This is a genomic window from Zongyangia acetica (genome assembly GCF_038739695.1).
GTDB classification, from domain to species: domain Bacteria; phylum Bacillota; class Clostridia; order Oscillospirales; family Ruminococcaceae; genus Zongyangia; species Zongyangia gallinarum.
Map to the genome: position 1 here is coordinate 20,300 of NZ_JBBEWN010000008.1, position 21,108 is coordinate 41,407.

A 21,108-nucleotide genomic window follows, 5' to 3' on the forward strand; every position below is an offset into this window, starting at 1 on the left:
CTTTTTTGTGCCCACAAGACAACAAAAGGCAGAAAAGTTCTCGCATCGTTGGGGCATATCTTGTCCCGTGGCCTCATAAGAATAGAGCAAAGAAGGTGAAAAATTGGAACAGATGAGGACAGATCAGAAATTTGACCAAGCCGTTGGAATATTTCCGATAGAGCTCCGTGAGCTTTTATTATCTCTGCCGGTACAGATCAAAAAACAGGTGTACGAAATCCGGATACGAAATGACCTCCCACTGCATTTATGTCTTGGCGGTCGGCAGGCCTTTCTGACAACGGAAGGTGGTCTCACCGAACATCCACCAAAAGGGTGCGTCATCATAGATAGGACTACACTTGCGGAATGCTTCCGAAGTGTTTGCGGATATAGTGTTCATGCCCATCAGGAGGATATGAAACGGGGATTTATTACCCTTTCCGGGGGACATCGGGTTGGCATCTGCGGTACCTGTGTCAGCGAAAACGGCCAGATCAGCGGAGTTCGGGAAATATCCTCCCTGAATATTCGAATTGCCCGGGAAATTTATGGCGCCGCGGACGAGCTTATCCATTTGCTGGGAGAAAGTCCATCCGGAACCTTGATTGCCGGTGTGCCAGGAAGCGGTAAGACAACCGTACTGCGGGACCTGGCACGCAGGCTGTCAGACGGAAGCCTAGGACGTTTTTATAAGATCACAGTTATCGACGAACGGGGAGAGATTGCCGCTATGAGCGGCGGGGCGATGCAAAACCATCTGGGATACAGCTGTGATGTCCTCAGCGGCTACCCGAAAGGGGAAGCAATGCTCCAAGCAATTAGGACTCTTTCGCCGGACCTGATCCTCTGTGATGAGATCGGAGATAAAAACGATGTGGACGGGCTTCTGGCCAGCATGTATGCCGGCGTTGCCATCATAGCCACGGTTCACAGTGGCTCCATTGAGGAACTGTTCTCCCGCCGGCAGATGTTACCCCTTATGGAAACCGGTGCATTTTCCACCCTGTGCTTTTTAGGCGATTCCTCCCGTCCAGGCAGGGTGAGTTCTCTTTATCGAGCAGGTGTGAAGGATGATCAAGACCATGGGAATGATCTTCATTATCGTGGCTGGCGCCTATGCTGGACACAGGGCCTCACTGTCCCTGACCCGGCGGGTCACCCAGCTTGAAAATATTATCACCTTTTTGAGACTGATGGCAACACAGCTCAGATATACCATGCCGGCATTGGATGTGCTGCTGGAAGAGCTGTCTGACACAACGGCTGCAGCGCATATTATTTTCCCCGGCAAGTGCCTGGAGCTGATGAAGCAGGGGCACGCCTTTCCAGAAGCCTGGAAAGAAGCCTTGGATATTGCTGCGGCAGCATTGTCCTTGAAGGGTGTGGATATGCTGCCTTTATACGAACTAGGAGAACGGCTGGGTTCCACCGATGTAGAGGGCCAGCTGGCTATTTTTTCCTTAGCGGACAAGAAGATAGGACAGTCCTTGGCTGCCGCCCGGGAAGAGAGAAAACGTAATGGCAGCCTATATCGGACCCTTGGCCTTCTGACAGGCGTATTTATTGTGCTGGTGACCTTTTGATAAGGACGAAAAAATGATGGGAGGCAAAACAGATGGATGTGGATTTGATTTTTAAAATTGCGGCCATCGGCATCATTGTAGCCGTGCTCAATCAGGTACTGATACGTTCAGGAAGGGAAGAACAGGCCATGATGACCACCTTGGCAGGACTTATTGTAGTGCTTATGATGATTGTTTATGAAATCAGCAATCTGTTTGAAGTGGTGAAATCGGTGTTTGGACTATGAATGTAATAACTGTGATCGGAATGGGCATCGTTGGGATGGTGCTGGCGGTTTTGCTCAAGCAGTACAAGCCGGAATACGCCATCGGCGTGGGACTTGCCGTAGGTGTTACGGTTTTTTTAATGGTTCTGGTAGAGGCCCTGCCCATTTTTGACCAAATTCGTTCTCTATTTTCCAATATCAATGTAGAGTTCGAGTATACCAGCATTCTTTTTAAAGCCCTGGGGATCTGCTTTGTCACCCAGCTTGCCAGTGATGCCTGTATTGACGCCGGACAGACAGCCATTGCCTCCAAAATTGAGATTGCGGGAAGGGTAGCGGTACTACTCATCAGCCTCCCACTGTTTAACGTACTGCTTTCCATCGCTTCTCAGCTGATCAACGCTTGATTCGACAGATGTGAAAAATGAGGGATGAACATGAAAAAGATACTGATGTTTCTCCTGTGTCTTCTGCTGCTGTGTATGCCGGTTTCTGCTGTAAGCGGCTCTGATGCGTCGGGAGAAAGCACATTGCAGGAGCAGTTTGAGGAACAACTGGAAGCCAGCGGAGCGGACGAGCTTATTGAAAATGCTCCGGAGCAGGTCAAGGAATCCCTTTATGACCTGGGACTGGACACCATCTCCTTCCAGAAAATCCTCTCCCTGTCTCCAAAAGAATTTATTCCTTATTTTATAGATCAGGTTCAAACGGTGATTGCCCGGCCGGTAAAACTTTTGGCCATTGTTGTCGGAATCATTGTGCTCTGCGCCCTAATGAATGCACTAAAGCAGTCTATGGCCAAGGACAAGCTCAAGGAAGTATTCCAGGTGGTTTCTATCCTCTGCATCTGTGCCGCTGTCATCACACCGGTGATCGACTGTATTTCTAAAACAGGAAAGACAATTTTTGACTGCTCTAACTTTTTAATCAGTTTTGTTCCTGTGCTGTCCGGTGTGATGACAGCGGGAGGCCAGATTGTTACAGCCACCTCCTATCAGGTCTTTTTATTCTGGGCGGCAGAGCTGGTTTCTGTCATCGTCTCCAGGACATTGGTCCCATTTTTGGGGATTTACCTTGCAATTGCCATTACGTCATCCATGAACACTGAATTCCGGTTGGATAAAATAGCGGACAGTTTAAAATCCTTTATCTGCTGGTCTTTAGGAGGGCTTCTCACCGTATTTGTCGGTATCCTTTCCATCCAGGGGATTGTGGCATCCAGCGCTGACACCGTCTCCCTCAAAGCCACCAAATTTCTCATTAGCAGTGTGGTTCCTGTTGTGGGCGGAGCCCTTTCTGACGCGCTGGGCTCGGTGCAAAGCTGCGTAAAGTTGTTGAAAACATCGGTAGGAGCCTACGGAATTATCATAGCGGTCATGACATTTCTTCCCCTGCTTATCGAGAGTATTTCTTGGCTGCTGGTTACGAAAATCTCTCAGGTTGTGGCCGAATTTCTGGGGGTAGGAGGAGTAACCCCGGTGCTCAAAGCCACTTCCAGTGTTCTTAGCATCATTTTGGCAATAATCCTTTGTTTTATGATGCTTATTATTATAACGACAACCATCATGATGCTGCTGGGAACAGGGGGGTAATTGAAATGGATGTGGTAAGGGAATGGGCCTTTTCCCTGTGCTGCTGTATGGTCGCGGGCTCTCTAATGTATATGTTGGCACCGGCAAAGAACTTGGCTAAAATTTTCAAGATGACCATTTCACTTTTCATGCTTTGCTGCCTCATCATGCCGTTCGCTTTTGGTAATATCCAGTTTGATGACAATTTGACAGGAGAATTGGAAGAAAGATCTGGAGAATATGCTGGAAATTTGGAAGAAACCATCAACAGCCAGCTTCAAAAAACGATGGAAGATACCATCCGCTCTCACATTGAGTCCATTCTAAAGAGTTATGGGGTGGAGGGATCCAAAATCGAGATAAACATGAATGTAGACGACAAGTCCGGCATATTAATGAATCAAATAGAGATTCTGCTTCCCAATGAATTTATTTCTCAGGATCAGGCCATCAGCCGTCAAATTGAAACAGATTTAGGAAAAAAGCCAGAGATCACCTATGTAGAGGAAGTGAATTGAGGTGGATTTTGTAAAGAAATTCCCAAAGTTAAAAGACACACTGGGCAGGCTTTTTGGAAAGGATGCCAAGGTGAAAATTATCGTGCTTCTGGGACTAGTCGGGATTTTGATGATCTTGCTTTCAGAATGCGGCAGCAAACAGAGCAAGGAGCCCCAGCCAACACAACAGAGTACCCAGGTGGTGATGGCAGACTATACCAGTGATCTGGAAGAGGAGATCACCCAAATCGTATCCTCCATTCAAGGGGTGGGGGAAAATCAGATCATGGTCACCCTAGCGAGTTCTGAGGAGTATGTATATGCCAGCGAAACGAAAGACAGCCTGGATCGTACAGAGGACGTTGGAACTGACAACTCCAAAAAGACGCAGATCAAGGATGTCAGAGAAAGCAGTCTCATCCTAGTAGAGGATGAAAATGGACAAAAGCAGGCTTTGATACAAAAACAGCTGGAACCTACGGTAAAGGGGGTTGTGGTGGTATGTGAAGGCGGGGATGATATAGGTGTTCAGCAGAGGGTGATTGATGCAGTCACCGTAGCTCTTGATATTTCGTCATCCAAGGTTTGTGTCACCAAGCTGGAAGAATAATTTACTATGGCTTAGCGTCCCAGGCCGCATGGAACCGGGGACGAGAAAGATAGAAATTTTGCAGACAACAGGAGGAAGAACTATGAACATGATTATTGGCAAAAGACAGATTATCCTGGCATCCCTCATTTTAGTGCTGGGCATTGCCATTTACCTCAATTGGCAGTTTTCTAATGGAAACGACCTGGTTGTGACCAACCAGACTGAGTCTGAAACTAAGAATTATGGCGACGCTCAATATGTTGACAACCAGACCGGAGTAGAGAGCGATAGCGACACCTATTTTGCCGAAGCGAAACTCAGCCGTCAGAAAACTCGGGATGAAGCAGTGGAAACAATCCAGTCGATGATTTCCGATGAGGGGATTGAAGAAGAACAGAAAGAGACCCTTTCTGCCCAGGCGTCTGAAATTGCAAGCGCCATTGAGACGGAAAGCCGCATTGAAAACTTAATCAAGGCCAAAGGTTTTGACGACTGTATTGCCTACATCGATGGAGATAAAGCCAACGTCATTGTCAAGACTGATGGCCTGCTGGAAAATGAGGCGGCTCAGATTAAAGAAATACTCCTCCAGGAAACGGAAGTGCCGGTAGAAAATATTTCCATAGTTGAGGTCAAATAGTTGTGAAATTCTTTTTTTGTGGTATAATAACTTCAAAGACCCTGTAAGGGCAGCGGATCATTGAGGAGATTACCACGGTTTGCGCCGCTTTGGAGGGGAAGAACCGCGCAAAATAAAAGGAGGCCGCAGCTATGGAACAAAGACCTTATAAAGAGGCGATCGGGAGCCTGAAAATATCGGAGGATGTATTGGCGACCATTGCAAAGTTCGCCGCCACAGAGGTGGAGGGTGTAGCGTCTCTGGCGCCCTTTTCCACAACCCCCATCAAAGGCTTGGTCAATCCTTCTAAGGGAAAATCCATACGGATAGAGCTCAACGACGATATTGCTGTTATTGATCTCAATGTTAACCTGAAATTTGGTGCTAAGGTGCCGCAGGTAGCGGAAGCTATCCAGTCTAGTGTGAAAGAGTCAGTTCAGAATATGACTGGCATCACCGTTTCCAAGGTAAATGTTGTGGTGACAGGTATTGTGTTTGACGAAAGCAGTGCAGAGTGATTTTCTGAGTCCTCGGCCTTGATGGCGGAGGACTTTTTCTTTATCTAAAAGAATCATAAAACCTGTGGATTCATAGGTTCATTTATGGTAAAATAGACTAAAACAAAAAAGTATGAGCGCAATTGACGTCGTATTTTAGACGTTCAAATTCCTTGCCGGTGCAGCGGCAGATTGGAGTTTATTATGACAAGAAGTGAGGCAAGAGAACAGGCTTTCATCCTAGTATTTGAAAAGTCTTTTAATCAAAGCGATACGTTGGATAACATTATTGCAAACGCACAAGCGGGAAGAGATTTTGTGGTAGACAAGTTCTCCTATGCTTTGGCCCAGCAGGCCTATGACCATCTTGAGCAGGTGGATGGAGTGATCGAGAAATATTCTACAAAATGGAAGCTGGACCGCATTGTGAAGGTATCCTTGGCGATCCTCCGGATGTCCATCAGCGAAATGTTGTATCTGGAGGATATTCCGGTGAGCGTTTCTATTAATGAGGCAGTGGAGCTTGCCAAGAAATATGCTACAGAGGATGACGCCTCCTTTGTTAATGGAGTGCTGGGTGCGGTGGCAAAAGATTTAGAGCAGATGAAAGAGGAAAAAGTGGAGCAATGAGTTGGTTTTTAGGTATTGATACCAGCAACTATACTACATCTGCCGCCCTTTATAATACAGAGACCCAAGAGATACTGGGAGAGAAAAAACTTCTTCCTGTGGAGCCGGGGCGTGTGGGATTACGACAGAGCGACGCTGTTTTTCATCACGTCAAGCAACTGCCGGACATTTTTGCCCGGCTTTTTGCTCGTATACGCCCTTCCATTACAGGAATCGGTTTTTCTTCCCGTCCGAGAGATGTAGAGGGTTCTTATATGCCCTGCTTTCTAGTGGGTGAAATGGCGGCGGCTGCAATTGGGACTTCCCAGGATATCCCCATATCTTCCTTTTCCCATCAAGCGGGACATGTGATGGCCGCTATTTTTTCATCTGGTCAGACTTATCTGACGAAGAAAAAATTTATTGCGTTTCATGTCTCAGGCGGAACAACAGAATGCCTTCTGGTTCAGCCTGACCCAGTGCATGTTTTTCAGATCACTTTGCTCGCCTCCAGCCTAGATTTAAAGGCGGGTCAAGCCATCGACAGGGTAGGGCACCAGCTGGGATTGCCCTTTCCAGCAGGACCGAAGCTGGAAGAAATGGCACTGCAGTGTGCCGACAAAATTCAGGTGCGGGCAACATTAAAAGGAATGGATTGCTGCCTTTCAGGAATTGAAAATCAATGTGCGCAGTTGGTAGAAAAAAAGGCGCCGGCAGAATACATTGCTCGTTATTGTATCGAATCGGTGAAAACGGCCGTAATGGGAATGACAGAGGCGGTCCTCGCCCAACAAGGAGATCTTCCCATTCTCTGTGCTGGTGGAGTTATGTCCAACTCGATCATTCGGAAGGCGATGGAGAAAAAGTTTGGCGCTTATTTTGCGGCGCCGGAATTTTCCAGTGACAACGCCTGCGGTACGGCAATTTTGGCCTCCATGAAGGCGGTGAATCAATGAACGTACTCACAATTTCCATGCTCAACCGTTATATTAAGAGTAAATTTGACGAGGATCCTAATCTGACAGGCTTATTGGTGGAGGGCGAAATCTCAAATTTTGTCAATCACCTAAAGTCGGGCCATTTCTACTTTACCCTCAAGGATGCCCATTGCGCAATCAAGGCTGTCATGTTTCGCGGATATGCCTCCCAAGTACGTTTTCGTCCTGAAAATGGCATGAAGGTGATCGTCAAGGGGGATGTAGGCGTTTTCGAACGGGACGGCGTCTATCAGCTGTATGTATACGACATGCAGCCGGTGGGCAAGGGCGCACTCTATCTAGCCTATGAGCAGCTGAAGGAAAAGCTGGAAAAGGAGGGCCTATTTGACCAGCGCTGGAAAAAGCCATTGCCAGCTTTCCCTCAGCGGGTTGGGGTCATCACTTCGGAAACGGGAGCTGTGCTGCAGGATATCCGTAATGTGCTGGGTCGGCGGTACCCACTGTGCCGGCTGGTTTTGGCGCCGGCCAAGGTACAGGGAGAGGATGCAGCAGAAGATTTGATCCAGGCGCTGAACCTTATGGACCGGTGGGGTAAGGTAGATGTCATCATTATCGGTAGAGGTGGCGGCAGCATCGAGGATTTGTGGCCTTTTAACGACGAGGCGTTGGCCCGCGCTATCTTTGCCTGCAAGACGCCGGTGGTGTCTGCCGTAGGCCATGAAACGGACTTCACGATTGCCGACTTTGTCGCAGATATGCGGGCGCCGACCCCTTCGGCGGCAGCGGAGTTGGTTTCTCCCAGCCAGGTAGATCTCGCTTATCAACTGGCCAATGCTGAGGTGCGTATTTACGGGTGCATCGAAGGAAAACTGGCAAAATGTCAGCAGCAGCTTGAACAAATTTCACAAAAAGAATGTATAAGGTCCCCCTCTTTTTTGGTTGATAAAAATAGACAACAACTTGATTTTTTGGTACAATCATTATGTAAAAATATGCAGTCAATGATGAATAAACATGAGCAGCAGCTGAAATCCCAGGCGGCGCTTTTAAATTCCTACAATCCTTTGGATATTCTTTCAAGAGGATATAGCGTTGTTTTCAGGCATGGGGAAATTGTCAAAAAAAGTGAACAGCTACTGAGTGGGGATACCATTAATATCCGGTTGGGCAAAGGCTATGTGGATGCCCAAGTGATCCGAGTTTATCAGCAGGAGGAGAAAGCAGATGCCAAAGAAAAAACAGACCTTTGAAAACGCAATGCAGCGTTTGGAGGAGATTGTTTCCCTTCTGGAAAAGAATGAGGCGCCTTTGGACGATTCTCTTAAATTGTTTGAGGAAGGTGTATCCCTGATTACTTTTTGCAACGACACTTTGGAACAGGCAAAATTACGTGTGGAAAAACTAACAGTTCCAGTGGATGGGGAGAAAAATATACCGGAAGACACTGAGGCATGAGCACGGCTTGAATAGAGGAGAAGGTTATGGGTTTGTTAGAAGAAAGGCTGTCTCTCTATGGCGAGATGGTGGATCGGGCAATTATATCTTATCTTCCAGATGACAACTGTCTGCAGCAGCATGTGATGCAGGCCATGAAATACAGCATTACGGCTGGGGGAAAAAGAATCCGGCCGGTGCTTGTATTAGAATTTTGCCGGCAGTGTGGAGGAGACCCACAGGCGGCACTGGCCTTTGCAAGTGCTTTAGAGATGGTGCATACCTATTCTCTGATCCATGACGACCTGCCCTGTATGGACAACGACGACATGCGACGTGGACGTCCATCCTGCCATATCCAGTTTGGGGAAGCAAATGCACTGCTGGCAGGGGATGGACTGTTGACTTTGGCCTTTGAAACCCTTGCAAAAGCGGACAAGCAGGTCGTGGGGACAGAAAATATTGTAAAAGCGGTCTCCATTTTGTCACAGGCGGCAGGCGTGTTGGGCATGATTGGCGGCCAGGTTATCGATCTAGAGAGCGAAGGAAAGAAGACAGATCTGGCGCATATTACCCAGATGTATAGCTTGAAAACTGGTGCGCTGCTCAAAGCAGGGACACAGTTGGGATGTTTGGCCGGCAACGGCTCAGAAGAGCAGATGAGTCTGGCGGGAACATACGCCGAAAAGATAGGGCTTGCGTTTCAGATTGTAGATGATATTCTGGATGTAGTGAGCTCGGCTGAAATACTGGGCAAGCCCATTGGCAGTGATGAAGAAAATGAGAAATCTACCTTTGTTACTTTGATGGGTCTTGCGCAGGCGCAAGGCGAGGTAGAAAAGCTCTCACGAGAGGCAAAAGACATTTTAGATGAATGGGGAACCAGCGATACTTTCCTCTATGAGCTGACGGACATGCTGGCACACAGACAAAAATAATAAGGAGAGAATCATGGGCGTACTCAATCAGCTATTTAGCAATTATGTACTCAATGCGGCTCTACTGTCCTGGCTTGTTGCCCAACTGTTGAAAACCCTCTTTACTCTAATCAACACCAAAGAACTGGTGCTGGAACGATTGGTGGGTTCTGGCGGTATGCCGAGCTCCCATTCATCTACGGTAGCTGGACTAACGGTTGCTGTTGCGCGAGCCTATGGGTTTGCGTCTCCACTGTTTGCCGTAGCCTTTATATTGGCGGCTATTGTTATGTATGATGCCATGGGGGTGCGCCGAGCAGCTGGCGAGCATGCCAAAGTCATCAATAAGATTGTTTTCGACTTTAAGAAATTTGGTAATGGCGACGTCATAAAATTTACCAAAGAAATGGCAGACGATATTGATGACGAAGAGTTAGAGCTGGAGGATGAAGATAAACTTCTCAAGGAGTTTATTGGACATACACCACTGGAGGTGTTGGCAGGTGCGCTCTTAGGAGTGCTGATCGCCATATTAATGCCGGTATCTTAAGTAGTAGGAATGAAGGAATTAAATCTATGTCAGATTATAAAATTCTGAATCAGATAGATGGCCCGGAGGATATTAAAAAATTAAGTTTCCAAGAACTGGATTTCCTCTGTGCTGAACTGAGATCTCGCCTCATTGAGGTGATCTCTCGTAACGGTGGTCACTTAGCCTCCAACCTGGGAGTTGTGGAATTAACTGTCGCCATGCACCGGGTATTTGACTGCCCCAACGACCAATTTGTCTGGGATGTTGGGCATCAATGCTACACCCACAAGATCCTCACCCATCGGAAAGAACGTTTTGATACCATCCGCAAAAAGGATGGTATTTCAGGTTTTCCTAAACGGTGTGAAAGTGAATATGACAGTTTTATCTCTGGTCATAGCAGCACCTCTATCGCAGTGGCCACTGGACTCGCCAAAGCCAATACCCTCAAAGGCAATCATAACTATGTATTGGCTGTAATTGGGGATGGAGCTATGACGGGAGGACTTGCTTATGAGGGGCTGAACAATGCAGCTCGTGGGGATGATCGGATTATTGTAATCCTCAATGACAACGAGATGTCAATTTCCCATAATGTAGGAGCTTTGGCAAGGTATCTATCCACAATTCGGTCCAATCCCAAGTATTTCCGCGCGAAAGATCGGGTAGAAAGAGGACTTAAATCTATTCCAGTGGTTGGTCCCAAATTGCGTAATGCTGTTTTCCGATCCAAAGAAGCAGTTAAGCGGGTTCTCTACAAGACGACATTGTTTGAATATTTCGGATTTACTTATTTAGGACCAGTAGACGGACACAATATCAAGAATCTGTGTGAGGTTCTACAACGGGCAAAGGAACTGGCCCGGCCTGTACTGATCCATGTGGAGACAAAAAAAGGAAAAGGATATCTTTTTGCGGAAAAGAACCCTGGCGCATATCACGGCGTATCCAAATTCAATGTAAAAACTGGGAATCCAGATGCCGAACCTGGCGTTAATTTTTCCACCGCCTTTGGAGAGAGCCTGACACAGCTAGCACAGGCCAATGATAAGATATGCGCCATTACGGCAGCCATGAAATATGGAACCGGTCTCGATAGGTTTGCGGCTCGCTTTCCATCCCGTTTTTTTGATGTGGGAATTGCGGAAAGTTATGCCCTCACCTTTGCTGGCGGGCTTTCGGCTGGAGGAATGATCCCGGTTTTTGCTGTGTATTCCTCCTTTTTACAGCGGGGATATGATCAAATCGTTCATGATCTTTCGATTGAAAAACAGCATGTAGTCATTGGAGTAGACCGAGCCGGCGTTGTAGGCGATGATGGAGAGACCCATCAAGGACTGTTTGACATTAGTTTTTTATCCTCTATCCCGCATATGGAGATATACGCGCCCTACAGTTATCGTGAGCTGGATGCCATGCTTCGCCATTGCATTGATGACTGCGAAGGTCCCTGTGCGATTCGATATCCACGAGGGAAGGAACGAACAGTGGAGGGGTTTTCCTTTGAGCAGTACAGAGAATATGAGCTATTTCATGAGGAGGCCAAGGTGCTAGTGGTTACCTATGGCAGGACCTTTACAGAAGTATGGGAGGCCGCCTCTCAGATTCGTCCACAATGTCCCATTGCGGTGATGAAGCTCAATCGAATTTTTCCCTTGAGTGAAGAATGTATCGACATCATGGCAGGCTATGAAAAGATATTCTTTGTGGAGGAAACCATGGAGACTGGGTGCATTGGCGAACATGTGTCTGCGAGACTTCACAGTCGTGGAAGTACAGCAAGGGTCAGGATCCGTGCAGTTGAGGACTTTGTTCCACAGGCCAGCGTATCCCAGGCGTTGGCGGCTTTAGGGTTGGATGCAGCCTCTATCAAAAAATTTATATTACAGGGGTTATCAGATTGAATGAAAAAATAAGGCTGGATGTTTATCTTGTTGAACATGGGCTTGCCCAAAGCAGAGAGCGGGCCAAAAGCCTGATTATGGAAGGCAATGTCTATGTCAATGGTCAGAAATACGATAAAGCGGGAGAACTCGTGAAAGAAAGCGACGAGATCGAAGTCCGGGGAAGTGGGCTGCGTTATGTGAGCAGAGGCGGCCTAAAGCTCGAAAAAGCAATCAAGGCCTTTGATCTGTGTTTGGATGGCTGTATCTGCATGGATATTGGAGCCTCCACGGGAGGCTTTACTGACTGCATGCTGCAAAATGGGGCTGAAAAGGTATATGCTATTGATGTAGGTTACGGACAATTGGCCTGGAATCTGCGCAACGATTCCCGAGTTGTCAATCTGGAAAGGACCAATTTCCGACATGTGACACAGGATCAAATTACAGATTCTATTGACTTCTTTTCAGTGGATGTATCATTCATTTCCTTGACACTGATCCTTCCAGTTGCCCGACAATTTCTCAAAGATCAATGTAAAGCTGTATGCCTTGTCAAGCCGCAATTCGAAGCGGGAAAGGGAAAAGTAGGGAAAAAGGGTGTAGTGCGTGATCCGGAGGTCCACCTGGAGGTGCTCCGGAATATTACCGCATTTTGTATAGAGCATGGCTGGAATGTGCTGCATCTGGATTATTCCCCTATCAAGGGACCAGAAGGAAATATCGAATATCTGCTCTGCCTTGAAAAGGCAGATGAAGGGGAGTATCTTGCAGAAACTACGCCAGAGAAAATTGTGGCAGTCTCACATAATCAACTGGTGTAATTCTGGAGAGAAAGGAATATTTCATGCGCATTTTTATCATACCGAATCTGGAAAAAGCACATACAACGGAGTTAACCAATCGAGCCGCCCATCAGCTTTTGCGTTTGGGAGCTCAGATTTTGATGGAAGAAAAGTTTCGGCCGCTTTTCCCCATTGCGGGCGTACGGTATGGCGACTTTGACGGGTCTTTGCGTGCTTGTGACATTATCCTGGCCATCGGCGGGGATGGTACGATCCTTCACAGTGCGAAACATGGTATGCTCTTGGACAAGCTTACCTTGGGAATCAATGCCGGACGCCTGGGATTTCTTGCCCAGATTGAAGCGGATGAATTTGAGAAGCTAAAATTACTGGTCGATGGGAATTATCAGATTGAACAACGGATGGTCCTGGAGGTTTCCGTCCAATCCAAGGAGGGTAGACGAACTTTTTACGCGCTGAATGATGCGATCGTTTCCAACGGAACCCAGGCAAAGATGATAGACGTTGACGTCAAATGTCAGGATAAGCTTGTCAGTGGCTACCGTGCCGATGGCTTGATCCTTGCCACGCCTACCGGTTCCACTGCCTATTCTCTTTCGGCGGGAGGACCTGTGGTAGATCCCAAACTCTCCTGCATCCTGTTAACTCCCATTTGTCCCCACTCTCTTTTTTCTCGATCCATTACCTTTGCTGATGACAAGGTGCTTTCTATCCACCAAAACCCATACGGCGGTACAAAGGTGCGGCTATCCATTGATGGAGATACAGAAGTTTCTTTGGAACCAGATGACGTGGTCACCGTCAAAAAAGCAGCACGGGCAGCCAAATTCATCAGTTTTTCGGATAAGAATTTTTATGAAATCCTCAGCCAGAAAATTATGGGAAGAACAAGATAATCCCTTAAACTTGCCGATCTTGCTGCTGTGCAGAAAAGGAGGTTCTTATGAAAACCAGAAGACATGCTAAAATTCTGGAACTGATTTCAGAAAAGGCTATTGATACCCAGGAGGAACTGCTCCGTTGTCTGAAGCAGATGGGGTTTGATGTCACACAGGCCACAGTTTCTCGGGATATCAAAGAGCTGCGCCTGGTAAAAACATTAGGCAATGATGGAAAATATAGATACACAACTTCATCTCATGACAAGGCTTCCGATATGTCCTTCAAGTTTCACTCTATCTTTACCGAATCGGTCAACCGGGTAGATTATGCCCAGAATTTGATCGTGGTCAAATGCTATACTGGCATGGCCAATGCTGCCTGTGCTGCGCTGGATGCTATGTATTGGAACGGCATTGTGGGAACTATTTCCGGTGATGACACCTTTCTGGTTGTCATGCGGGACGAGGCTTGTGCTGTAGAGCTTGCGGGAGAGCTGAAAAAATTGATTGCCAGGTGAGGCCGTTATGTTAAAGGAACTTTTTATCAAAAATATCGCTGTCATCAAGCAAACAGATATTTGTTTTTCAGAAGGACTCAATGTTTTTACCGGAGAAACCGGGGCAGGAAAGTCCATTATCATTGACTCCATCAATGCAGTATTGGGTCAGCGTGTTTCCCGGGATCTTGTTCGTACGGGGGAGACGCGTGCCCAGATTACGGCGGTGTTTTCCGGCCTTTCCACTACGACGCTGGAGCTATTGGATCAGATGGGATACGAAGCTGATGAGGGAGAATTGATGATTTCCCGGGAAATCTCGGTGGATGGAAAGGGAACTTGCAGATTATGTGGCCGTCCCATTGGTGTTACCATGCTTCGGGAAATCGGCAATTCGCTGATCAATATCCATGGGCAGCATGACAGTCAGTACCTTCTCAATAAAGAGAAACATATTGACTTTCTGGACAGCTTTGCTCAATTGGATACACTTTATGACCGCTATCGAGACTGCTTTTCTCAACTGATTGCAATGAGACGGGAACTAAACAGCCTGAACGTTGACGAAGCGGAAAAAGCCCGGCAGATCGATCTTTTGGAATACCAGATCAATGAGATTGAACAGGCGGAGCTAGTTCCAGGAGAAGAGGAAGAGCTGGCCGACCGACGCAACATGATACGCAATGCAGAAAAAATCTGTCTGTCCTTAGACGAAGCTCATGAGCAGATTGCCGGTGGAGAAGAAAGAACAGGAGCGCTGGAGCTTATTCAAAATGCAGCGGCGGAGCTGGAAGAAGCGGCGCGCTATGTAGAAACTTTGATCCCTATTTCCTCTAAATTGACGGAAATGGGATATGAGCTGGAAGACTCTCTTATGGGAATCAATGATGCCCGCCTTGGTATGGAATATGATCCAGGCGAGTTGGAAGAGATTGAGGCCCGATTAGATCTGATCTATCGTCTCAAGCGGAAATATGGCGGAGATATTGAAGAAATTTTACAAAATCTCTCTTTATATAAAAAGCAACTGGAGAAGATCACCCTTTCAGATGAAAAGAAAGAATCTCTGAATCAATCCTACAAGGAGATGCTTCTTCAGGCGAAGAATTTAGCCGATCAGCTTTCCAAAGAGCGGAAAGCTGCGGCACGGCGTTTTGAAAAGCAGGTTGAGGGGGAACTTAGCTTCCTGGACATGCCGTCAGTCAAATTCACCATCTCCATTCTACCCTGCAAATTGGGAGCAAAGGGGCTGGATGATGTGGAGTTTATGATCTCCACCAACCCAGGAGAGCCTCCTAAGCCCATTGCGAAGATTGCGTCGGGGGGAGAGCTTTCCCGCATTATGCTGAGCATTAAAAATGTGATTTCTGACAAGGATGATGTGCCCACTCTTATATTTGATGAGGTGGATACAGGAGTCAGCGGTAGCGCAGCGGAAAAGATCGGGCGGAAGCTGCGGCAGGTGTCTAAAGGACGGCAGGTGATCTGCGTTACCCACTTGGCCCAGATCGCTGCCTTGTGCGATCACCATCTTTTGATCCAGAAGCAGGTAAAGGACGATCATACCTTTACCCAGGTCACCGAGCTCGATCATCCGGGACGTGTACGGGAGATTGCCCGGATTATGAGCGGTGTGGATGTTTCAGAGCTATCCTTGCAGAATGCGGAAGAAATGCTTCGACGCGCAAAAAGTGACGAGGGGTGTTGACAAACGCTTCGAGTTTCTCTATAATGTGTTCATCGGCTTTGATGGGAACAAGTAGCCCGTGTCTGTTTTGCAAAGAGAGCCCCTGGTTTGGTGAGAAGGGGAGAAAAGGAGCGGCGTGAATACATCCCTGAGCTACCGGCTGAAATGGTGAAGTAGGCTTTGCGTCGGGTACGCCCGTTACAGCGTTAGGGTATATTTGTACCCGATGAGGCCCTTTTTCGTGAGGAAGGGGTAAACAGAGGTGGTACCACGTTTGATAACGTCCTCTATACGGTGATTGCCGTATAGAGGTTTTTTTATGCCCGAGAGAAAAAAGAAAAAAGGAGTAGAACGATGACAGTATTTGAGGAATTAAAACGCCGCGGGCTCATTGCTCAGATGACAAATGAGGAAAAAATTAAAGAAAAACTGGACAATGAGAAGGTAACCTTTTACATTGGTTTCGATGCGACTGCAGACAGCCTCCATGTCGGCCACTTTTTGCAGCTGATGGTCATGGCACATCTGCAGAAGGCGGGGCATCAGCCTATTGCTCTTTTAGGGACTGGAACCACCATGGTAGGTGATCCGACCGGTAAAAGCGATATGAGAAAGATGCTGACCAAGGAAGAAATCAATCATAATGCAGAATGCTTCCAGCGGCAGATGTCCCGGTTTATAGACTTCTCCGAAGGAAAGGCAAAGATGCTGCGAAATGGCGACTGGTTGCTCAAACTCAACTACATTGACTTTCTCAGAGACGTTGGAGTCCACTTTTCTGTCAACCGGATGCTGACAGCGGAGTGCTTTAAGACCCGCCTGGAAAGAGGCCTCAGCTTCCTGGAATTTAACTACATGCTGATGCAGAGTTATGACTTCCTCCGCTTATTTGAGGACGAAAACTGCACGATGGAGTTGGGCGGCGACGATCAGTGGTCGAATATCATCAATGGTGTGGATCTGGTACGCCGGGTCAAAGGGGAGGAGGTCTATGGAATGACCTTCACCCTCCTCACCACCAAAGAAGGCAAAAAGATGGGTAAGACGGAAAAGGGCGCCGTCTGGCTTGATGCAGAGAAAACTTCCCCTTATGACTTTTTCCAGTATTGGAGAAATGTAGACGACGGGGATGTGATTAACTGCCTTAAGCTAATCACCTTTGTTCCCATTGAAGAGATTGAGGCCATGGAGCATTGGGAAGGAAGTCAGCTCAACAAGGCGAAAGAGATTTTGGCCTATGAGGTGACCAAGCTCGTTCATGGAAAAGAAGAAGCGGACAAAGCTCTGGCTGCTGCCAAGGCCCTATTCTCGGCGGGAAGCGATGACACCAACATGCCGACCACCGTTGTCACAGCCGATGACTTTACCGATGGAAAGATCGGCATTACCGATCTGCTGGTCAAATGCGGACTTGTAAAATCCAAAGGAGAAGGCAGACGCCTCATCACCCAGGGCGGAATTTCTATCGGGGAAGAGAAGGTCAGCGATCCTATGATGACCATCGACGCTTCTACTATTCAAAATGGAAAGTTCATTTTGAAAAAAGGTAAAAAGGTGTTCCACAAGGTAACATTTTAAGTGAAAAGGGACCGAAAGCTTAGCTTTCAGTCCCTTTTATGGAAAGAAAAAGCCGCCAATTAAGGCGGCTTTTCTCTTTTATTCTTTTACCTGAAATTCCTCTTCCAAAGCAATCAGGGCATCATGATAATTGGCTTCGGTAAAAAGAAAAGAGATATCAATTTCCGAGGTGGTAATGACAAGAATCTCGGTGTCGGCTTTCGCCACCGCAGCAATTGCCGCCGCGGCGACACCATACTGCTCTCTCATTTCTTCGCCGAACAGGGAAATCTTACAGTTTCCACTGCTGACCATAGGCTTGATAGAAGGATAATCCTCTCTGATCTTGGTGATGATGGAAAGAGCAGAGGCAAGATCTTTATCCTCTACAGTGAAAGACAGATTGACGAATTCGCCTTGAGGCGGCGTCTGGGAAATCATATCGATATTGATGTGCCCCGCTGAAAAAGCCGTAAAAATGTGCGCAATAAAGTCCAACTTAGCAGGCGCTTTGTTAAAGGTAATCAGCGCGATATCGTGGACAGCAGTAATTTGTTGCACTCCATTCATGAGAACATCCTCCTTCATTGATGGCAAGGCAATCGCTTACCACTTAAATTTACACCATATCTTTCATATTATAAAGTCCAGGTGCTTTGCCGCACATAAAGACGGCCGCATTTACCGCTCCGGAAGCGAACACCTCTTTGGACATAGCAGTATGGGAAATGGTGAGTATTTCATCCCGACCAGCAAACATGATGTCGTGTTCTCCCACAATCGTTCCGCCGCGAATAGCATGAATGCCAATTTCGTTTTTGTCGCGTTTTTTCCGTTGGCTGTGGCGGTCGTAAACATATTGCGGCTTCTCACTCAGGACGCCGGAGACCGCGTCAGCAATCATCAGCGCAGTCCCGCTGGGAGCATCAATCTTTTGATTATGATGTTTTTCAATGATTTCGATATCGAAAGACCCGCCCAAAACAGACGCGGCCTTTTTTGCAAGCTCTACCATGAGATTAATGCCCAAAGACATATTAGCAGAGAAGAATACCGGAAGACGCTGAGCCGCGGCATGGATTTCTTCAAGTTGAGCTTTGCTGTATCCAGTGGTGGCGAGGACGATGGGGATTTTCTTTTCCTCCGCGTAATCCAGCAGAGAGGTAAGCAGGGAGGGATGGGAAAAATCGATAATTACATCTCCACTGCCGGTATATTCTGATGGCTTGGTATAAACAGGATAATCGTATTGCCGCTGGGTATTGAGATCAAATCCTGCGACAATGGTACAGTCATCCCGTCCCATGACAATATCTGAGATAACATGCCCCATTTTCCCATTACAACCGGAAAGAATAATCTGTTTCATTTTTAACTTCCCCTTATATTTCAGCCTTTTTCTATTTTACTAGGCCGAATTTTTCCATTTCACCGCGCAGACGGGCCTTATTGGCGTCGCTTAGGCCGACCAAAGGCAAGCGGCAGGAACCTGCGGCGTATCCCATGAGGGAGACGGCCTCTTTGACGGGAATGGGGTTCACATCGCAGAATAGAGCCTGGATGAGACCACAAAGCTTGGTTTGCAGCGCGGCGCTTTCCGCTACCTTGCCATCGAAGAAGAGCTGGCAAATATCATGGGCTTCCTTGGGCATGACATTGGAAAGAACAGAGATAACGCCCTTCCCGCCCAGGGAGAGGATGGGAACGATTTGGTCATCATTTCCAGAATAAATATCCAGGTCTTCCCCGCAGAGATATCTGGTTTCCAGTATGGCGGAAAGATTGCCATTCGCCTCTTTAGTAGCAACAATGTTGGGGTGCTTTGACAGCTCTTTATAGGTAGCCGGTGTAATGTTGCAGCCGGTTCTGCTGGGAACGTTGTAGAGAATCACCGGAAGATCGGTGGTATCAGCCAAAGTCATAAAATGCTTCACAAGGCCGGCTTGAGAGGTCTTGTTATAATAAGGAGTGACATGAAGCAGGGCATCGGCTCCTGCATCTTTTGCCTGTTTGCTCATCCACTGAGCATAGGAAGTGTGGTTGCTTCCGGCACCGGCGATAACCGGGACTCTGCCCGCTGTCTTTTTCACTGCAAAGCGGATAGCTTCCACATGTTCCTCGTCAGTCATGGTCGAGGATTCTCCAGTAGTGCCGCAGATGATAATGGCGTCGGTGCCGTTGTCGATCTGAAAATCAATGAGCTGGCCCAGCAGTTCATAGTTAATGGAATCATCTTCGTTCATTGGGGTAATGATGGCGACACCAGCACCGGTGAAAATTGTCTTTTTCATTGTAATTTCCTCCATTCTAACGCATACTGAAAGCGGTTCTTATTACTTTATGTGTATCGTTTTACTAGTCAAAATATCCCTTTGCGGCCAACAGCTCTGCCAGAAGCACAGCACCTCCGGCGGCACCTCGCAGGGTATTGTGGGAGATACAGACAAATTTATAGTCGTACTGGGTATCTTCCCGCAAACGGCCAATAGAAACCGCCATGCCATTTTCCAGATTACGTTCGGACTTAGTCTGAGGGCGATCTGCTTCCTCGAAATAATGGAGGAACTGTTTGGGAGCGCTGGGGAGATTAAGAGCCTGAGGAGCTCCGGAATAAGTGGCCCACTTTTCTTTGATTTGTTCGATGGAAGGTTTTTTATCAAAACTCATGAAACATGCGGCCAGATGCCCATCAGAAACGGGAACCCGGATACACTGAGCCGTAATGGAAGGGGAAGAAACGGGAACAATCTTTCCGTCTTCCACTTTGCCCCAAATTTTCAGAGGCTCCTGTTCGCTTTTTTCCTCTTCGCCGCCGATATAGGGGATGACATTGTCTACCATCTCCGGCCAGGTGGCAAAGGTCTTACCGGCACCGGAAATTGCTTGATAAGTGCAAACCAATGCTTTATTTAAACCAAATTCCATGAGAGGATGAAGAGCTGGAACGTAGCTTTGAAGCGAACAATTGGATTTGACCGCCACAAAGCCTTTTTTAGTTCCTAAGCGCTTTCTTTGGGCGGGGATGACCTCCAGGTGAGCATCGTTGATCTCCGGAATAACCATAGGGACATCGGGGGTAAAGCGATGGGCAGAGTTATTGGATACCACAGGGCACTCTGCTTTGGCATAAGCCTCCTCCAGTGCGCGGATTTCATCCTTTTTCATGTCCACAGCGCAGAAAACAAAGTCAACCAATGCGGCAACCTCTTCTACATGAGAAGCATCCAATACTACCATTTTTTTTGCCACTTCTGGCATAGGGGCAGCCATGGCCCAACGGTTACCAACAGCCTCTTCGTATGTTTTGCCCGCGGAACGGGGAGAAGCAGCCAGAGCGGTAAGTTTAAACCAGGGGTGATCTGCCAACAATGTGATAAATCTTTGGCCAACCATGCCGGTCGCTCCGACAACTGCAACACGATATTGCTTCATTTTGTTCTTGACTCCTTCCAGTCGATCAAAATAATATCAGGGGAATACTTGGGGATATGAAAAAAACCGGTTGAAAACCGGCTTTTAATACAATATAATAGAGACATTGACGCTCTTTTCCCTGATGGAGAAAAAACGATAGCTCTTCATCATATTGCATGATGACAGTCACCAGCCTGTTCGACTAAGCAACCAGGTCAGACAGCTGCCGGCACTGTCCGCCTTCGGCAACTTTACCTTTCTGTAATCGCTCAAGCGACCTTGGCAGTCTCGCTCTTACATACTTTTTAAAGATGCACCTCTATCCCTGGGCATATTCTTTTTATCTATATTACCATCTGCACAAATTGATGTCAAACTATTTGTGTTCATTTTCATAATTTTGTTG

General features: G+C 47.3%; 25 protein-coding genes, 1 riboswitch and 1 other annotated feature. Of the genes, 21 read left to right on the plus strand and 4 right to left on the minus strand.

Annotated features, from left to right (window positions below; genetic code table 11):
- Positions 1-112 precede the first annotated feature (112 nt).
- The 21 genes from WGC32_RS08460 to tyrS all read left to right on the plus strand — a co-directional run bounded on the left by WGC32_RS08460 (position 113) and on the right by tyrS (position 17,309).
- Complete coding sequence (locus tag WGC32_RS08460) at positions 113-1,150, plus strand: ATPase, T2SS/T4P/T4SS family (protein ID WP_342681456.1); 1,038 nt, start codon at positions 113-115, stop codon at positions 1,148-1,150.
- A complete protein-coding gene (locus tag WGC32_RS08465; RefSeq protein ID WP_342681370.1) occupies positions 1,065-1,565 on the plus strand; it encodes a stage III sporulation protein AB in 501 nt (166 codons plus the stop codon). Before WGC32_RS08460 ends, WGC32_RS08465 begins: the two co-directional genes overlap by 86 nt.
- Before the next feature lie 32 nt (positions 1,566-1,597).
- Positions 1,598-1,792 (plus strand): stage III sporulation protein AC, encoded by a 195-nt coding sequence (spoIIIAC, locus tag WGC32_RS08470; protein ID WP_191509956.1) that lies wholly within the window; start codon positions 1,598-1,600, stop codon positions 1,790-1,792.
- A complete protein-coding gene (locus WGC32_RS08475) occupies positions 1,789-2,178 on the plus strand; it encodes a SpoIIIAC/SpoIIIAD family protein (protein ID WP_191509955.1) in 390 nt (129 codons plus the stop codon). Before spoIIIAC ends, WGC32_RS08475 begins: the two co-directional genes overlap by 4 nt.
- Positions 2,179-2,208: 30 nt before the next feature.
- Positions 2,209-3,363: a stage III sporulation protein AE gene (locus WGC32_RS08480; RefSeq protein ID WP_342681371.1), complete on the plus strand. Its 1,155-nt coding sequence runs from the start codon at positions 2,209-2,211 to the stop codon at positions 3,361-3,363.
- Between the two features lie 5 nt (positions 3,364-3,368).
- Positions 3,369-3,860, plus strand: a complete 492-nt coding sequence (locus WGC32_RS08485) for a stage III sporulation protein AF (protein ID WP_342681372.1) — start codon at positions 3,369-3,371, stop codon at positions 3,858-3,860.
- 1 nt (position 3,861) lies between these two features.
- Positions 3,862-4,449, plus strand: a complete 588-nt coding sequence (locus WGC32_RS08490) for a hypothetical protein (RefSeq protein WP_342681373.1) — start codon at positions 3,862-3,864, stop codon at positions 4,447-4,449.
- An 82-nt stretch (positions 4,450-4,531) separates the two neighbouring features.
- A complete protein-coding gene (locus WGC32_RS08495) occupies positions 4,532-5,071 on the plus strand; it encodes a SpoIIIAH-like family protein (protein ID WP_342681374.1) in 540 nt (179 codons plus the stop codon).
- Positions 5,072-5,202: 131 nt separating this feature from the next.
- Positions 5,203-5,568 carry an Asp23/Gls24 family envelope stress response protein gene (locus WGC32_RS08500; protein WP_191509950.1) on the plus strand — a complete coding sequence of 122 codons (366 nt, stop codon included), beginning with the start codon at positions 5,203-5,205 and terminating at the stop codon, positions 5,566-5,568.
- A gap of 183 nt (positions 5,569-5,751) precedes the next feature.
- Positions 5,752-6,177: a transcription antitermination factor NusB gene (gene nusB / locus WGC32_RS08505; protein WP_191509949.1), complete on the plus strand. Its 426-nt coding sequence runs from the start codon at positions 5,752-5,754 to the stop codon at positions 6,175-6,177.
- The gene (locus tag WGC32_RS08510; protein WP_342681375.1) at positions 6,174-7,112 is read left to right on the plus strand and encodes a peptidase M22; all 939 of its coding nucleotides are present in this window, start codon (positions 6,174-6,176) and stop codon (positions 7,110-7,112) included. The genes nusB and WGC32_RS08510 overlap by 4 nt, the downstream gene beginning before the upstream one ends.
- The gene (gene xseA / locus WGC32_RS08515) at positions 7,109-8,344 is read left to right on the plus strand and encodes an exodeoxyribonuclease VII large subunit (RefSeq protein WP_191509947.1); all 1,236 of its coding nucleotides are present in this window, start codon (positions 7,109-7,111) and stop codon (positions 8,342-8,344) included. The genes WGC32_RS08510 and xseA overlap by 4 nt, the downstream gene beginning before the upstream one ends.
- Positions 8,319-8,549 carry an exodeoxyribonuclease VII small subunit gene (gene xseB, locus WGC32_RS08520; RefSeq protein ID WP_191509946.1) on the plus strand — a complete coding sequence of 77 codons (231 nt, stop codon included), beginning with the start codon at positions 8,319-8,321 and terminating at the stop codon, positions 8,547-8,549. The genes xseA and xseB overlap by 26 nt, the downstream gene beginning before the upstream one ends.
- A 26-nt stretch (positions 8,550-8,575) precedes the next feature.
- A complete protein-coding gene (locus tag WGC32_RS08525) occupies positions 8,576-9,466 on the plus strand; it encodes a polyprenyl synthetase family protein (RefSeq protein WP_342681376.1) in 891 nt (296 codons plus the stop codon).
- Between the two features lie 13 nt (positions 9,467-9,479).
- Positions 9,480-9,995, plus strand: coding sequence for a divergent PAP2 family protein (locus WGC32_RS08530; protein ID WP_342681377.1), 516 nt, complete (start codon positions 9,480-9,482; stop codon positions 9,993-9,995).
- A 26-nt stretch (positions 9,996-10,021) separates the two neighbouring features.
- Positions 10,022-11,881, plus strand: a complete 1,860-nt coding sequence (gene dxs / locus WGC32_RS08535) for a 1-deoxy-D-xylulose-5-phosphate synthase (protein WP_342681378.1) — start codon at positions 10,022-10,024, stop codon at positions 11,879-11,881.
- A complete protein-coding gene (locus WGC32_RS08540; RefSeq protein ID WP_342681379.1) occupies positions 11,878-12,684 on the plus strand; it encodes a TlyA family RNA methyltransferase in 807 nt (268 codons plus the stop codon). The genes dxs and WGC32_RS08540 overlap by 4 nt, the downstream gene beginning before the upstream one ends.
- Before the next feature lie 23 nt (positions 12,685-12,707).
- Positions 12,708-13,562 carry an NAD(+)/NADH kinase gene (locus WGC32_RS08545; protein ID WP_342681380.1) on the plus strand — a complete coding sequence of 285 codons (855 nt, stop codon included), beginning with the start codon at positions 12,708-12,710 and terminating at the stop codon, positions 13,560-13,562.
- Positions 13,563-13,609: 47 nt separating this feature from the next.
- The gene (locus tag WGC32_RS08550; RefSeq protein ID WP_191509940.1) at positions 13,610-14,065 is read left to right on the plus strand and encodes an arginine repressor; all 456 of its coding nucleotides are present in this window, start codon (positions 13,610-13,612) and stop codon (positions 14,063-14,065) included.
- Between the two features lie 7 nt (positions 14,066-14,072).
- Complete coding sequence (gene recN, locus WGC32_RS08555; protein ID WP_342681381.1) at positions 14,073-15,752, plus strand: DNA repair protein RecN; 1,680 nt, start codon at positions 14,073-14,075, stop codon at positions 15,750-15,752.
- A 29-nt stretch (positions 15,753-15,781) separates the two neighbouring features.
- Positions 15,782-16,022, plus strand: a binding site (T-box leader).
- A 63-nt stretch (positions 16,023-16,085) separates the two neighbouring features.
- Entirely contained in the window at positions 16,086-17,309 is a 1,224-nt protein-coding gene (tyrS, locus tag WGC32_RS08560; protein WP_342681382.1) for a tyrosine--tRNA ligase, read from the plus strand.
- A 78-nt stretch (positions 17,310-17,387) separates the two neighbouring features.
- On the opposite strand, the gene WGC32_RS08565 is transcribed toward tyrS, so the two are convergent.
- The 4 genes from WGC32_RS08565 to asd form a co-directional block, all read right to left on the minus strand.
- Positions 17,388-17,858: an ACT domain-containing protein gene (locus tag WGC32_RS08565; RefSeq protein ID WP_191509937.1), complete on the minus strand. Its 471-nt coding sequence runs from the start codon at positions 17,856-17,858 to the stop codon at positions 17,388-17,390.
- A gap of 49 nt (positions 17,859-17,907) precedes the next feature.
- A complete protein-coding gene (dapB, locus tag WGC32_RS08570; RefSeq protein ID WP_342681383.1) occupies positions 17,908-18,657 on the minus strand; it encodes a 4-hydroxy-tetrahydrodipicolinate reductase in 750 nt (249 codons plus the stop codon).
- A gap of 31 nt (positions 18,658-18,688) precedes the next feature.
- On the minus strand, positions 18,689-19,579 hold the full coding sequence (dapA, locus tag WGC32_RS08575; protein WP_342681384.1) for a 4-hydroxy-tetrahydrodipicolinate synthase: 891 nt from the start codon (positions 19,577-19,579) through the stop codon (positions 18,689-18,691).
- A 64-nt stretch (positions 19,580-19,643) separates the two neighbouring features.
- Positions 19,644-20,720, minus strand: coding sequence for an aspartate-semialdehyde dehydrogenase (asd, locus tag WGC32_RS08580; protein WP_191509934.1), 1,077 nt, complete (start codon positions 20,718-20,720; stop codon positions 19,644-19,646).
- A gap of 131 nt (positions 20,721-20,851) precedes the next feature.
- Positions 20,852-21,032, minus strand: a riboswitch (Lysine riboswitch).
- Positions 21,033-21,108 lie beyond the last annotated feature (76 nt).